Source organism: Mesorhizobium sp. CO1-1-8, from assembly GCF_020164875.1.
In the GTDB taxonomy this organism is placed as follows: Bacteria; Pseudomonadota; Alphaproteobacteria; order Rhizobiales; family Rhizobiaceae; genus Mesorhizobium.
Genome location: NZ_JAIUGZ010000010.1, coordinates 87,324 through 101,525 on the forward strand (window position 1 = coordinate 87,324; position 14,202 = coordinate 101,525).

13 protein-coding genes are annotated in these 14,202 nt (G+C 62.3%); 4 read left to right on the plus strand and 9 right to left on the minus strand.

Annotated features, from left to right (window positions below):
- Positions 1–104: 104 nt before the first annotated feature.
- From LB558_RS20175 to LB558_RS20205, 7 genes are all read right to left on the minus strand, one after another.
- Entirely contained in the window at positions 105–1,496 is a 1,392-nt protein-coding gene (locus LB558_RS20175; protein WP_224699147.1) for a glycosyl hydrolase family 79 C-terminal domain-containing protein, read from the minus strand.
- A 100-nt stretch (positions 1,497–1,596) separates the two neighbouring features.
- Positions 1,597–2,067 carry a GNAT family N-acetyltransferase gene (locus LB558_RS20180; RefSeq protein WP_224699148.1) on the minus strand — a complete coding sequence of 157 codons (471 nt, stop codon included), beginning with the start codon at positions 2,065–2,067 and terminating at the stop codon, positions 1,597–1,599.
- Between the two features lie 32 nt (positions 2,068–2,099).
- A complete protein-coding gene (uvrA, locus tag LB558_RS20185; protein WP_224699149.1) occupies positions 2,100–5,021 on the minus strand; it encodes an excinuclease ABC subunit UvrA in 2,922 nt (973 codons plus the stop codon).
- 724 nt (positions 5,022–5,745) lie between these two features.
- Positions 5,746–6,039 carry a hypothetical protein gene (locus LB558_RS20190; RefSeq protein WP_224699150.1) on the minus strand — a complete coding sequence of 98 codons (294 nt, stop codon included), beginning with the start codon at positions 6,037–6,039 and terminating at the stop codon, positions 5,746–5,748.
- A gap of 88 nt (positions 6,040–6,127) precedes the next feature.
- Positions 6,128–6,733 carry an ATP-dependent Clp protease proteolytic subunit gene (locus LB558_RS20195; protein ID WP_224699151.1) on the minus strand — a complete coding sequence of 202 codons (606 nt, stop codon included), beginning with the start codon at positions 6,731–6,733 and terminating at the stop codon, positions 6,128–6,130.
- A gap of 21 nt (positions 6,734–6,754) precedes the next feature.
- Positions 6,755–7,243, minus strand: a complete 489-nt coding sequence (locus tag LB558_RS20200) for an SRPBCC family protein (RefSeq protein ID WP_224699152.1) — start codon at positions 7,241–7,243, stop codon at positions 6,755–6,757.
- Entirely contained in the window at positions 7,240–7,554 is a 315-nt protein-coding gene (locus LB558_RS20205; protein WP_056582312.1) for an ArsR/SmtB family transcription factor, read from the minus strand. Before LB558_RS20205 ends, LB558_RS20200 begins: the two co-directional genes overlap by 4 nt.
- A 226-nt stretch (positions 7,555–7,780) precedes the next feature.
- On the opposite strand from LB558_RS20205, the gene LB558_RS20210 reads away from it, so the two are divergent.
- Positions 7,781–8,308, plus strand: coding sequence for a single-stranded DNA-binding protein (locus LB558_RS20210; RefSeq protein WP_224699153.1), 528 nt, complete (start codon positions 7,781–7,783; stop codon positions 8,306–8,308).
- A 137-nt stretch (positions 8,309–8,445) separates the two neighbouring features.
- Positions 8,446–8,871 carry an OsmC family protein gene (locus LB558_RS20215; protein WP_224699154.1) on the plus strand — a complete coding sequence of 142 codons (426 nt, stop codon included), beginning with the start codon at positions 8,446–8,448 and terminating at the stop codon, positions 8,869–8,871.
- A 32-nt stretch (positions 8,872–8,903) separates the two neighbouring features.
- Here LB558_RS20215 and LB558_RS20220 read toward each other — a convergent pair whose 3' ends face one another.
- A complete protein-coding gene (locus tag LB558_RS20220; protein WP_127258888.1) occupies positions 8,904–9,533 on the minus strand; it encodes a MarC family protein in 630 nt (209 codons plus the stop codon).
- A 160-nt stretch (positions 9,534–9,693) separates the two neighbouring features.
- Entirely contained in the window at positions 9,694–10,224 is a 531-nt protein-coding gene (locus LB558_RS20225) for a hypothetical protein (protein ID WP_224699155.1), read from the minus strand.
- Between the two features lie 86 nt (positions 10,225–10,310).
- Here LB558_RS20225 and LB558_RS20230 point away from each other — a divergent pair, with 86 nt between their 5' ends.
- Both LB558_RS20230 and gyrA read left to right on the plus strand, forming a co-directional pair.
- Positions 10,311–11,135, plus strand: a complete 825-nt coding sequence (locus tag LB558_RS20230; protein ID WP_224699156.1) for a helix-turn-helix transcriptional regulator — start codon at positions 10,311–10,313, stop codon at positions 11,133–11,135.
- A 202-nt stretch (positions 11,136–11,337) separates the two neighbouring features.
- Positions 11,338–14,139, plus strand: a complete 2,802-nt coding sequence (gyrA, locus tag LB558_RS20235; RefSeq protein WP_224699157.1) for a DNA gyrase subunit A — start codon at positions 11,338–11,340, stop codon at positions 14,137–14,139.
- The last annotated feature ends 63 nt before the right edge of the window (positions 14,140–14,202 follow it).

Below are 14,202 nucleotides of genomic sequence, written 5' to 3' on the forward strand. Positions count from 1 at the left end.
GGCGCGGATTGTTCCCGATGATTTGGTCACCATTTTTCTCCGTGTCGCTTGCCAATGGTTTCGGTTGTTAGTTTTTGTGTGGGGTCTTTGAAACCGGTCTCCGGCTAAACCGCACTATCGGCTGGCCAATCGCCGGACCCGTGCAGGACATTTATCGCCATCGTCCCCAGGTTTTGCATGCCAGTAACGTCGGAGGCATCGAGCCTATCTCCGGAAACGATCAGGAAACCGCCCGGGGCATGATTGCCGGGTCTCAGTATCGGCGGGATCGCTTTGATGCGCCCAAGGCGGAGGGAGCTCACGGAGCCAGGGCACAAGCCGGCGCGATAATGCACCAGGAGATCAGGCAGATCCGCGGCCCGTGAGCCTGCATGCTGGCTAGCCGCCCTGTCGATCATTGCGACAACGGGTTGTCCGGTCTGATCGTCCCTCAGTTCCATCAGCAGGGTTTCTACCAGATCGAGTATTCTTGACCGTTCCGCGTCGACTTGACCGTCCTTGAAAGCCACAGCCGGATTGATGCGAAAAGCGGTGCAGTTCTCGTTGTAGGGCAGCATTTCGCAAAGCGGCCACCATCGCCGGTCTTCAAGCTTCACGACATGCCGCACAAACCGCGTCCAGCGCGACTCGCCAAGTATCCGATTTGCCCGGTTGACGACCTCGGGCATCAGGTGAGCAAGGGAAGCGTTCGGCTGCATCGCGGTCGTCGAGAAGACAATGATCTGAGTGCCGGAGCCGGCCGCCGCCACGAGATCACCGATCGCTCCGTCAATGTCGCCTAGAATCGTCTCGATTGGTGTGCCGAGCCGCTCGTTGCGGCTCGGATCGAACTCCGGATCAACCTCGTTGACGAGGTCCCAAAGCGCATGGCCGGCGCAATGCGCTTCCTTGAACCCGACGATAAACAGATCCCATGCATCGCTGCCAAGATAGTGCAGAGCGGCGGCACGTTTCCTAGCGACTGCAACGCGCAAATTGGCAAGGACGTCGGCCGCCTCTGCGTCGTCCAATGGGCCGTCATGATCACATTGGCTCGGCGGCGCTGCGCCAAAGCGCGCGACAACCTCGCCTGCAAGGGCCGCCGGATAGCTCTTTGGCTCCTGGAAATAACGTCCATGCACAAGCCAGTCGGCCAAATGGATGCCGTTGAGCTGCCTTGGGAGGCGGCATTTCGGAATGTCGAACACGCCGATTCTAAGGTTCGGCGCTGTCTCCCAAAACGTTTCGCGGTCGACCTCATCGGTGCAGATCATGCCGAACCTGCCGCTGCGAAGCCGCTGCAGATAGTGATAGCGCCCATGTTCACCCATACCGGCCGCGTACTGGAATGAAGCCCACAGGGTGTCATCCGTCGCTCCCGCATGTGCGGTGAGATATTTGACCCTCCCACGTGCACGCAGCGATGTGAGGTTGGGGAGTAGGCCGTTTTGGCTTAACCTGTCGACCAGACTCCCGTCCGCACCGTCGAGTGCCACCATGAGAATCCGTGCGGTCACGCCGTTCCCCCGAGCACCAAGGGCTCCAACGTCCGGTTGCCGGCGCCGAAGTGAATTCGTTGCGGATTGCTCACAATCGTCCTCCCGAATTCACAGTGGATCAGGCCGGCGAAGCCTTGTCGACGGCTTTTGCCATGTCGACGAGCACCCATCCTGCCCGGTAGGGATTGGGCCGGCGACCCGTTTCGTGGAAACCGTAGGCCAGATAGAGTGCTATGTTCCGCTCCATTCTGGCGTTGGTGTAAAGCCGCACCTCGGACAAACCCAACAGGCGCGTCTGCTCGTCCGCATGTTTGAGGAGTGCGATGCCGAAGCCTTTGCCCTGAAAGTCGGGGGAGATCGCGACGGAGAAGATCATCGCGTGATCGTCGTGCCGTTCCAGTGTGAGCACTCCGGCAATTTCGCTGCCGCTCTCCATCACCCACACCTCGCCGCCCTCAATGCGCGGCGCATAGTCCTCGGTGACCGGGATCGGCGGTGCGCCTAACAGTGCGGTGTAAGGCGCATAGGCCGCTTCGGTCAGCGAGACGACAGTTTGGAGATCACCGGCAAGCGCTTTTCTGATTGTCATTCAAAAGCTCCAGGCACCAACCGGTCCGATCATCACTCCGCCGCTTCGCGCTTGCCTCCCGGGCGCCGTTCCAGCAGTTCCTTGAGGAACTGGCCGGTGTAGCTGCGCTTCTCGCGCACGATCGCTTCCGGCGTGCCGGAGGCGACCAGCTCGCCGCCGCCGTCGCCGCCTTCGGGGCCGAGATCGAGCACCCAGTCGGCGGTCTTTATGACCTCGAGATTATGCTCGATGACGACCACCGTGTTGCCCTGGTCGACCAGTTCATGCAGCACTTCCAACAGCTTGGCGACGTCGTGGAAATGCAGGCCGGTGGTCGGCTCGTCGAGAATGTAGAGCGTCTTGCCGGTGGCCTTGCGCGACAGTTCCTTGGCCAGCTTGATGCGCTGCGCCTCGCCGCCCGACAGCGTCGTTGCCTGCTGGCCGATATGGATGTAGCCGAGGCCGACCTGCTTCAGCGTGTCGAGCTTGTCGCGCACGCCGGGCACGGCGGCGAAGAAGTCGACGCCTTCCTCGACTGTCATGTCGAGCACGTCGGCGATCGACTTGCCCTTGAACAGGACATCGAGCGTCTCACGGTTGTAGCGCTTGCCGTGACAGACGTCGCAAGTGACATAGACGTCGGGCAGGAAGTGCATCTCGATCTTGATGACGCCGTCGCCCTGGCAGGCCTCGCAGCGGCCGCCCTTGACGTTGAAGGAGAAGCGTCCCGGCAGGTAGCCGCGCGCCTTGGCTTCGGGCAGGCCGGCGAACCAGTCGCGGATCGGCGTGAAGGCGCCGGTGTAGGTGGCGGGATTCGAACGCGGCGTGCGGCCGATCGGCGACTGGTCGATGTCGATGACCTTGTCGAGGAATTCGAGGCCCTCGATGCGGTCGTGATCGGCCGGGTGTTCGCGCGAGCCCATGATGCGGCGCGACGCCGCCTTGAACAGCGTCTCGATCAGAAAGGTCGACTTGCCGCCGCCCGACACGCCGGTCACGGCGGTAAAGGTGCCGAGCGGGATTTCGGCGGTGACGTTCTTCAGATTGTTGCCACGCGCGCCGACGATCTTGAGGCGCCGGTTCTTCTTCGCTTCACGCCGCACGCCGGGCGTCGCCACCTCGAGTGCGCCCGACAGATACTTGCCGGTGATCGAGTTCGGATTGGCCATGACCTGCTGCGGCGTGCCCTGGGCGATGATCTCACCGCCATGGATGCCGGCGGCCGGACCCATATCGACGACATAGTCGGCATGCAGGATTGCGTCCTCGTCATGCTCGACGACGATCACCGTGTTGCCAATGTCGCGCAGGTGCTTGAGCGTGTCGAGCAAGCGGGCATTGTCGCGCTGGTGCAGGCCGATCGACGGTTCGTCCAGCACATAGAGCACGCCGGTGAGGCCGGAGCCGATCTGCGAGGCCAGCCGGATGCGCTGGCTCTCGCCGCCCGACAGCGTGCCGGAATTGCGCGACAGCGTCAGATAGTCGAGCCCGACATCGTTGAGGAAGCGCAGCCGTTCGCGGATTTCCTTGAGCACGCGCACCGCGATCTCGTTCTGCTTGTCGTTGAGCGACGCGGGCAGATCGGTGAACCACTGGTCGGCCTTGCGGATGGAAAGCTCGGTGACTTCGCCGATGTGCCTGCCCGCAATCTTGACGGCCAGCGACTCCGGCTTCAGCCGATACCCCTTGCAGACCGGGCAAGGCGTCGCCGACATGAAGCGCTCGATCTCCTCGCGCATCCAGGCGGATTCAGTCTCTTTCCAGCGCCGCTCGAGATTGGGGATGACGCCTTCGAAAGTCTTTGTCGTCTTGTAGGAGCGCAGGCCGTCATCATACTGGAAGGTGATCTCGCGCTCGCCGGTGCCGCGCAGGACGGCCTCCTTGGCCTCTTCGGACAAATCCTTGAACTTGTCGCCGAGCTTGAAGCCATAGGCCTTGCCCAGCGCTTCAAGCGTTTGCGCGTAATAGGGTGACGTCGACTTCGCCCACGGGCTGACGGCGCCGTCGCGCAGCGAGACGTTTTCGTCCGGCACGATCAGATTGCCGTCGATGGCGCGCTGGCTGCCGAGACCGTCGCAGGTCGGGCAGGCGCCGAACGGGTTGTTGAACGAGAACAGCCGCGGTTCGATTTCCGGAATGGTGAATCCGGAGACTGGGCAGGCGAACTTTTCCGAGAACAGGATGCGCTCATGCGTCTCGTTCTTCGACTTGTTGACCGAATCCTCGCCGGTCTGGCTGGCATCGAGCGGCTTGTCGGCGAATTCGGCGACCGCCAGCCCATCGGCCAGCTTCAGCGCCGTTTCGATCGAATCGGCAAGCCGCGTCGCCAGATCGCCGCGCACGACGATGCGGTCGACGACGACATCAAGGTCATGCTTGTATTTCTTGTCCAGCGCCGGCACGTCGGCGATCTCATAGAAGACGCCGTCGACCTTGACGCGCTGAAAGCCCTTCTTCTGCAGCTCCAGCAATTCCTTGCGGTACTCGCCTTTGCGGCCGCGCACCATCGGCGCCAGGATGAACAGGCGCGTGCCTTCCTCGACCGCCAGCACGCGGTCGACCATCTGCGAAACCGTCTGGCTCTCGATCGGCAGGCCGGTGGCCGGCGAATAGGGGATGCCGACGCGCGCAAAAAGCAGGCGCATATAGTCGTAGATCTCAGTGACGGTGCCGACCGTCGAACGCGGGTTCTTCGAGGTGGTCTTCTGCTCGATGGAAATGGCGGGCGACAGGCCGTCGATCTGGTCGACGTCAGGCTTCTGCATCATTTCGAGGAATTGCCGGGCGTAGGCCGACAGGCTTTCGACGTAGCGGCGCTGGCCCTCGGCATAGATCGTGTCGAAGGCAAGCGATGACTTGCCGGACCCCGACAGGCCGGTCATAACGATGAGGCTGTCACGCGGCAGGTCGAGATCGACATTCTTCAGATTGTGTTCGCGCGCCCCGCGAATGGAAAGATATTTATGGTCGGCCATAGCCGGTCGCCGCCTCAGAATCTGGAATTTCCTGGAATGGCGGGTTTTCCCGGCCATCCCCTATGTAGGTAGTTTTGCCGCCACGTCGAGAGACGCCACAATTCCCGACAAAGCGTTTAAGCGTCTTTCACGTGGCCGGGCAAGCGGAAAGAACAAAGGCTGAACACGCTCCTGACAAAGCTGTGCAAAAACTGACTTGTACGCAACCTCCCCTCGATCACGTTTTTCGCTAACCGGCTATTGATGGTTGACGCGACGGACTCAGGGGCGCAGTCTTCGGCAGTCAACGAAGCCGGCCGTCTCTTTCGATGGCCTCGCCGCCCAGAGGCGGCCTGCGAGACGCCGCAGGCATTTGCGATTTGTGCTTCGGATTGACAAACAGTCGCAACGGACAGAGGAGCGGAGCTATGACGCCACCGGATCGTCCCCTAGGGTTCCAGTTGTCACTGGAGCCGCGGCAGGCATAAGTGCCAGGGTTTTAGCGTTTTCGCCAGCCGGCAAACCGTGACCTGCCATCTCCCGTAAAAATCAGAGACTGCTAGTCGGATCGTCGGCTGAACGCCGCGGTGCATCCGAAATCAAACGCCGGCAGTACACTCCCGGCAAAATTTGGATTTGAGATCCAAAAAGGCCCCGTCCGTTTGCCCAAGGCACGGCGGGGCCGTTTTCATGTGCGGATTGTTGTTGACGATAGGCGCAACGCAGCAGGCGCCGGCACGCACTGTCAGTGGCGCGGCGGCCCGATCGAGCCGGCGCCGACGTCGACGGTGATGCTGCCGGAAATCCTGACATCCGTATCGCCGATCTTGAATGTGCCGTTCTCGCCGGCTGGCAGCGCATCGTCCGGCTCGGGAGCCGGCTTGGCGATGCGGTAGTCGCCGGTCACGCCGGGCAGGGCGCCTTTCTGCGCCGGCCAACTGTCCTCAGCGAGCGCCACGCCACTCACGAGGCCGGCAAAAGCGAGCGCAGCAACGGCGATGACGTGGTGCAATGATCTGGACGAATGAGTGTCGGTCATCCCAGGACTATAGTGGCGCGCGCCCGATGGAACCAGACCGGCATCGTCAAATCTTCGACAGCCGGCCGGACTCCGATCCGGCTCTGGCTTACGCCGCCTTTTTTCGCGTATCGAAAACATGGTCGACGATGCCCCATGCCTGGGCTTCGCGGGCGGTCATGAAGTGGTCGCGGTCCAACGTTCGTTCGACCTCTTCATAGGTTCGGCCGCAATGCTGCGCGTAGAGTTCGGCCATGTGCCGTTTCGTCCTGCCGATGCGCTCGGCATGTCGCTGGATGTCGGATGCCTGGCCCTGGAACCCGCCCAGCGGCTGATGCAGCAGGATGGTGGCGTTCGGCAGGGAAATCCGGCGACCTGGTGTGCCTGCCATCAGCAGGAACGAGCCCATCGATGCGGCAAAGCCCATGCATACGGTCGACACCGGGCAGCTGATATATTGCATCGTGTCGTAGATGGCGAAGCCGCTGGTGACCACGCCGCCCGGCGAGTTGATGTAGAGCGAGATCTCCTTGTCAGGATTGTCCGATTCCAGCGACAGCAGCTGCGCGCAGACCAGCGCCGAGATGTCGTCGTTGATCTCGCCGTTGATGAAGACGATGCGCTCGCGCAGCAGCCGTGAAAAGATGTCGAAGGCACGTTCGCCGCGGCTCGATTGCTCGATCACCATCGGCACCAGATTGGCAACACCGCTCATTTCTCTTCTCCGATTTTCGTATTATGCCGCGCGCAGAAGGCGCGGTGCGTTCGCGGCGATGGGCTTTCCAATTGCGCGCAAACCGAGCGAAAGCCGGCAGCCGGCGCCTGCCATGGCGACGGCAGGCATGGCCTTGCGGGCAAAGCCGTCATGGACGACACGCAGATGCGTGCCGCCGGAAACGGTTCGGGCAAGCGTAAAGGTAACGGTGCTGTCGAGCGGATCCCGCCTAGCTGCGTCGCCCGGCTGCTCCCGCCAGGAATAGCGCAGCAGCTTCTCGGGCTCGGCGTCGAGGATTTCGCATTCGATCGGCGCATCCGGACCGGCGAAGGCAAAATGGTTGCCGATCTCGGGGCGGATGTCGTTCGGCATCATCCAGGCGGCGAGCAATTCCGGTACGGTCAGGGCTCGCCAGACCTTTTCCGGCGGTTCAGCAAGGTCGTACTCGAACTCGAGCGCATCCGCGGCGTCGCTTTGGCCCACGTTGGTGGTTAATCCCGCCTTGTTCATTGATCCATGTCCTTCAAAACCGCCTTCAGCCTTTCAATGCGTTCCGGCCAGAAGGTCCGGTAGCGTTCGATCCAGGAGAGCAAGGGGGCGAGTCCCTGCGGGTCGGCGCGGTAAAAGGCGTTGCGGCCGGCACGCCGCTCGACCACCAGCCCGGCGCCGCGCAGCACCGCCAGATGCTGCGACACCGCGGGCTGCGACACCGTCATACCGGTGCGCAATTCCGACACGCTCATCTCGCCGGCGGCGAGCCGCTCAAAGACGGCGCGGCGCGTCGGGTCGGCCAGTGCGCGAAAAATCTCTGCTTCGATCATGCCGAAAGCATAAGTGCATACTTATTGATTTGGCAAGCGGTCTTTTCAAACCCATATGATCGGCTTCAGCGTTGCTGCCATTCCTTGACAATAAGCAGCGATGCAGATAGGAACGAAAAGGGAACAAAAACCTTGTGGGTAAAGGCAGCCATGGCAAGCGGCGATCGCCTGCAGCCTGTAAGGTGCTGCGACAAAAATTTGTTTCGGATGAGCGCGGAGAAATATCATGGCTGGTAGCGTCAACAAGGTCATTCTGGTCGGCAATCTCGGCGCGGATCCCGAAATCCGTCGCCTGAATTCGGGCGAGCCGGTCGTCAACATCCGGATCGCCACATCGGAAAGCTGGCGCGACAAGAATTCCGGCGAACGCAAGGAAAAAACCGAGTGGCACAATGTCGTCATCTTCAATGAGGGCATCGCCAAGGTGGCGGAGCAGTATCTGAAGAAGGGCATGAAGGTCTATGTCGAAGGCCAGTTGCAGACGCGCAAATGGCAGGACCAGACCGGCGCCGACAAATACACGACGGAAGTCGTGCTGCAGAAATTCCGTGGCGAGCTGCAGATGCTCGACGCGCGTGGGCAGGGTGAAGGCGGCCAGGTCGGCGGCTACGCCGGTGGCGGCAGCAGCCGTGGTTCCGATTTCGGCCAGTCCAGCCCGAGCGAAGGCTTCAATCGCGGTGGTGGCGGCAACGCGCCGAGGGGCGGCGGTGGCGGCGGCTCGTCGCGCGAACTGGACGATGAAATCCCGTTCTGATCGCAACAGCAGATGTTATTTTCGGCGTAAGTCAAACATTGCGCGCCCCGAGAGTCCCTCATGGACTTTCGGGGTTTTGCATTGTCGAATTGAACGCTGACTTGGCGATCAACGAAATGTGGCGAAGGACGAGTTCGATGAAAGCACGCGTAAAGTGGGTCGAGGAGCGGACCTTCGTCGGCGAGTCCGGCAGCGGCCACAAGGTCGTGCTCGGAACCGCGCCCGGACCGGAAGGCAGGACGCCGGGACCGAGCCCGATGGAGCTGGTGCTGATCGGCACCGGCGGCTGTTCGGCCTATGATGTCGTGCATATCCTCGAAAAGGGCCGCGAGGCGATCGAGGACTGCGTCGTCGAACTCGACTCCGACCGAGCCGAAACCGAGCCAAGAGTGTTCACCCGCATCCATATGCATTTCGTCGTCAAGGGCAGGGCACTCTCCAGCGACAAGGTGAAACGCGCGATCGACCTTTCGATCGAAAAATATTGCTCGGCCTCCGCGATGCTTGCCAGGACCGCCACGATTACCCACGATTTCGAGGTCATCGACACGACGGCGAAATAGAACGGCTTCGGGATTCTCGCCACGTCAGCTTGTCAGCCCGCTATCAGCGCCTTGATGCCATCGGCGACGAATTGCACGGCCAGTGCCGCCAGGATGACGCCGAGCAGACGGGTCAGGATCGAGCGGCCGGTCTGGCCGAGGAAGCGGTCTATGCGTTCCGACAGCACGAACACCAGATAGGTGATGGCGAGGCAGACGAAGATGATGCCGACCAGTGCCGCCTGCGCGGCAAAGCCTTGAAACGAGCCGGAAAGCAGTACTGTTGCCGAAATGGCACCGGGGCCGGCGATCAGCGGGATCGCCAGCGGGAAGGCGGCGATGTTGTGGATCATGTCCTTGGTGATGGCGACGTCGCCGATCTTTTCCTTGCGGTCCTGCCGGCGCTCAAACACCATTTCGAAGGCGATGAAGAACAACAGGAAGCCGCCGGCGACCCGGAAAGCCGGCAGCGTGATGCCGAACACCGACAGGATCGAGGCGCCTGCCACCGCAAACAGCGCCATCACCAGGAAGCCGATGATCGAGGCGCGGACGGAAACCTGCTGGCGCTCCTCGCGGTTCATGCCGCGTGTGACGGCGAGGAACAGCGGCGCCAGGCCGGGCGGATCGATGGTCACGAGAATGGTGACGAAGGCATTGAACAGGCTGTCGAAACTCGGCATCTCTGACCCTCCCGCCGGGCCGTGCCCGTACCAGGATAATTGGTAGAGCAAAGCCCGTTCGGTGGGAACTGTTCGTGAGAAAGTGGCTGATGCCGGCGGGACAGAGGGCGGCGCGAGGGATGGCGACGCTTTTATTCTGGTCTGCTGCAATCCTCGGTGATCAAACCGCTCGGCGCGCCAGGAACTCGACTTCCAGCCGCCATGTCGCGCCATTGTCGTGCGAGCGCTCGCCCAGCCATCGGAAGGAGTTTTCGGTGATACGGGAAAAACTCCAACGCACCGATGAACCGGTGCCGTCGGCGCCCACTTGCACGATCGTGTCACCCTCGGCACGGCCGAGCTGGCGGCTGAAGTACTGGTTGCGCGGATCGCTCCAGAAAATGTGCCAGGCGTCCTGGCCGGGATCATAGACACGCAGCGTCGTGCCGTAGAACGTCCAGGCGCCGAGCGAAGGCTGGGAGCCAGTGTCCCGCGCGGGCAGGATCCAGACGTCCTGAATCGCCCGGCCTTCCAGCACCCAGCCGAAATGCACCTCGCCACGCCCTGTCAGGACCGTACCGTCCTCGAGATGGCGCGAGGCGTCGAAAGTCCAGGCGCCGACGAAGCGGCCGTAAAGGCTCAGTTTTTCAGCAAGCCCCGCGATCGGTCCGGGGCTATGCAGGGCTTCGGCAAACGAAGATTGATCGAACATGGTTGTGGCCCTCTTCTTGTCAGGAGACCGTGAGGAGTAGGCCGTGACGGGGTTCTGGGCTTGGGAAAAATTGCTATATTTCGACCATGACGGCGACCACCCATGTTCTCGCATCCGGACCCGGCTGGCATGTGACGGATGTGATCTGCACCGCTAGTGCCGGCGATCGGCCGTTCGAGGAAGCGCATCAGGATTTCTGCGTCGCTGCGGTCACCAGCGGCACGTTCCGCTACCGCGCCCAACAAGGCACGGCGATGCTGGCGCCCGGCGCGCTCCTGCTTGGCAATCCCGGCACATGTTACGAATGCGGGCACGAGCATGGTAGCGGCGACCGTTGCCTCTCGTTCCACTTCAGGCCGTCCTACATGGAACGGATCGCGGCTGGCGTGCCGGGCGCCAGGAAGCTGGCTTTCGAGGCGGCGCGCCTGCCGCCTTTGCCGGTCCTGGCGCCACTGCTGGCCGAGGCGGAGACCGCACGCGAGATGGCCGACATCGACGCCTTCGAGGAACTTTCCCAGCGCATCGCCGGTGCTGCCGTCGCTACAGCCTCTGGCGCTACGCATGTCAGGCGCGCACCAAGCCGCCGCGATCAGAAGCGGGTGGCCGAGGCCGTGCGGCGGATCGAACTCGATGTCGACGGGACGGTCTCGCTTTCAGCGCTTGCCGATGACACGGCGACTAGCCCGTATCATTTCCTGCGCATTTTCCGGCAGGTAGCGGGTATGACGCCCTACCAATTCCTGCTCAAGACGCGATTGCACAGGACCGCGGTGCGGCTGCGCATGTCGGACGATACGATTTCGGCGATCGCCTTCGACGCCGGCTTCAACGATCTGTCGACCTTTAATCGTCGTTTTCGGCGGATCATGGGGGAGACGCCGGGCCAGTATCGCAGCCGCCGTGGCGCATAGGCCGTTTCTGCTTCGTGAATCGGCCCCGTGCCCGCAAAGGCGCCGGGGCGGCGAAAACCGCCTTGGCCATATCGTCGCAATCAGTGGTATCCATTTGAAATTACCACCAAAAATGACACTGGAAAAGTGCCTGGCATGTTGGAGTTTCAGCCTTGCTTCCTATATAAGCACCAAGTGATTCCTGATTAGATTGTGATCCGATTTGACCGACCAGAAGACACCGCGCGGCGCCGACGGCGGCCCCACCGGCATCGAGCCGATATCCATCGTCGAGGAGATGCAGCGCTCCTATCTCGATTACGCCATGAGCGTGATCGTCAGCCGTGCGCTGCCCGACGTGCGCGACGGCCTGAAGCCAGTGCATCGCCGCATTCTCTTCGCCGCCCATGAGAGCGGCTACCACTGGAACCGCAAATATGTGAAGTCGGCGCGCCCTGTCGCCGACGTGATGGGTAAATACCATCCGCATGGCGACGCCTCCATCTATGACGCCTTGGTGCGCATGGCACAGGACTGGTCACTGCGCGTTCCGTTGATCGACGGGCAGGGCAATTTTGGCTCCATCGACGGCGATCCGCCGGCGGCGATGCGCTACACCGAAGCGCGGCTGACCAAGGTCGCGCACGAGCTTTTGGAGGATATCGACAAGGACACTGTCGATTTCCAGGACACGTACGATGCGTCGGGCAGCGAACCGAAGGTTCTGCCGGCACGGTTTCCCAACCTTCTGGTCAACGGCTCGGGCGGCATCGCCGTCGGCATGGCGACCAACATCCCGCCACACAATCTCAGCGAAATCTGCAACGGCGCCATCGCCCTCATCGACAATCCCGCGATCGACCTGCCGGCGTTGATGGAGATCATTCCGGGACCGGATTTCCCGACCGGCGGCATCGTGCTTGGCCGTTCGGGCATCTACAACGCCTATTCGACCGGCCGCGGCTCCATCGTCATGCGCGGCAAGGTCAACATCGAACAGCGCGGCAACGACCGCGAGTCCATCATCATCACCGAAGTTCCCTACCAGGTGAACAAGTCGTCGATGATCGAGAAGATGGCTGAACTGGTGCGCGACAAGCGCATAGAGGGCATTTCCGATATCCGCGACGAGAGCGACCGCCAGGGCTACCGCGTCGTCATCGAATTGAAGCGCGACGCCGTTGCCGACGTCATCCTCAACCAGCTCTACCGTTTCACGCCGCTCCAGACCTCTTTCGGCGCCAATATGGTGGCACTGAATGGCGGCAAGCCGGAAGTGATGAACCTGACCGATATGCTGAAGGCGTTCGTCGCTTTCCGCGAGGAGGTGATCACAAGGCGGACCAAGTTCCTGCTGCGCAAGGCGCGCGATCGCGCCCATGTGCTGGTCGGTCTCGCCATCGCCGTCGCCAACATCGACGAGATCATCAAGCTGATCCGCACCGCGCCGGATCCGCAGACGGCGCGTGAGCAGTTGATGGAACGGCGCTGGCCCTCCGGCGACGTGGAATCTCTGATCCTCCTGATCGACGATCCGCGCCACCGGATCAACGAGGACGGCACCTACAATCTGTCCGAGGAACAGGCGCGCGCCATCCTCGAGCTGCGCCTGCAGCGCCTCACCGCGCTCGGCCGCGATGAGATCGCCGACGAGTTGAACACGATCGGCGCCGAAATCATCGATTATCTGGACATTTTGTCGTCCCGCGCGCGCGTCCAGCAGATCGTCAAGGACGAGCTTGCCGCCGTGCGCGACGAGTTCGGCACGCCACGCCGCACCGAGCTCACCGATGGTGGGTCGGACATGGAAGACGAGGACCTGATCCAGCGCGAAGACATGGTCGTGACGGTGAGCCATTCCGGCTACATCAAGCGCGTGCCGCTGTCGCTCTACCGGGCGCAGCGCCGCGGCGGCAAGGGCCGCTCCGGCATGTCGACCAAGGAAGAGGATTTCGTCACCCGGCTGTTCGTGGCCAACACCCATACGCCGGTGCTGTTCTTCTCCTCGCGCGGCATCGTCTATAAGGAAAAGGTCTGGCGGCTGCCGATCGGCAATCCGCAGTCACGCGGCAAGGCGCTGATCAACATGCTGCCGCTGGAGCAGGGCGAGCGCATCACCACCATCATGCCGCTGCCGGAGGACGAGGCCAGCTGGGGCGAACTCTACGTTATGTTCGCCACCACGCGTGGCACCGTGCGCCGCAACGATCTATCTGACTTCGTCCAGGTCAACCGCAACGGCAAGATCGCCATGAAGCTGGAGGAAGAAGGCGACGAGATCCTCGGCGTCGAGACCTGCACCGACAAGGACGACGTGCTGCTGACCGCCAGTTCCGGCCAGTGCATACGGTTCTCCGTCGGCGACGTGCGCGTCTTCCAGAGTCGCAATTCGGTCGGTGTGCGCGGCATAACCATGGCCGAGACCGACCGCATCATCTCGATGTCGGTGATCGAGCATGTCGATGCTTCGCCGGCGGAACGCGCCGCGTACCTGAAGCGCGCGGCGGCGGAGCGGCGTCTGGCCACAGAAACGGCCGGCGAAGAGGAAGAGATCGCGCTGACCAATGAGGAGATCGGCGAGGAGACGGAGCTTTCCGACAGCCGATACGAAGAACTCAAGGCGCACGAACAGTATGTGCTGACGGTGACCGAATTCGGCTACGGCAAGCGTTCGTCGTCCTATGATTTCCGGCTGACCGGACGCGGCGGCAAAGGCATCCGAGCCACCGACGTGTCGAAGGCTGCCGAGATTGGCAGGCTGGTGGCGACGTTCCCGGTCGGCAATGACGACCAGATCATGCTGGTGTCGGATGGCGGCACCGTCATCCGGGTTCCGGTCAATGGCATCCGTTTCGCCAGCCGCGCCACCAAGGGCGTGACCATCTTCAACACGGCTGAAGGCGAGAAGGTGGTTTCGGTCGAGCGGATCTCGGAACCGCAAGCGGACGAAGAGAGCGAGGAGACGGTCGAGGGCGGTGCCGATGCCGCTCCGGCGCCTGACGCCGGTCCGGAGGTTGCGGACTAACCGCGGAACCGGTTTCGACATAGCAACGCCGGCCAGTTGGCCGGCGCGGCAGCAAGTTCAGGC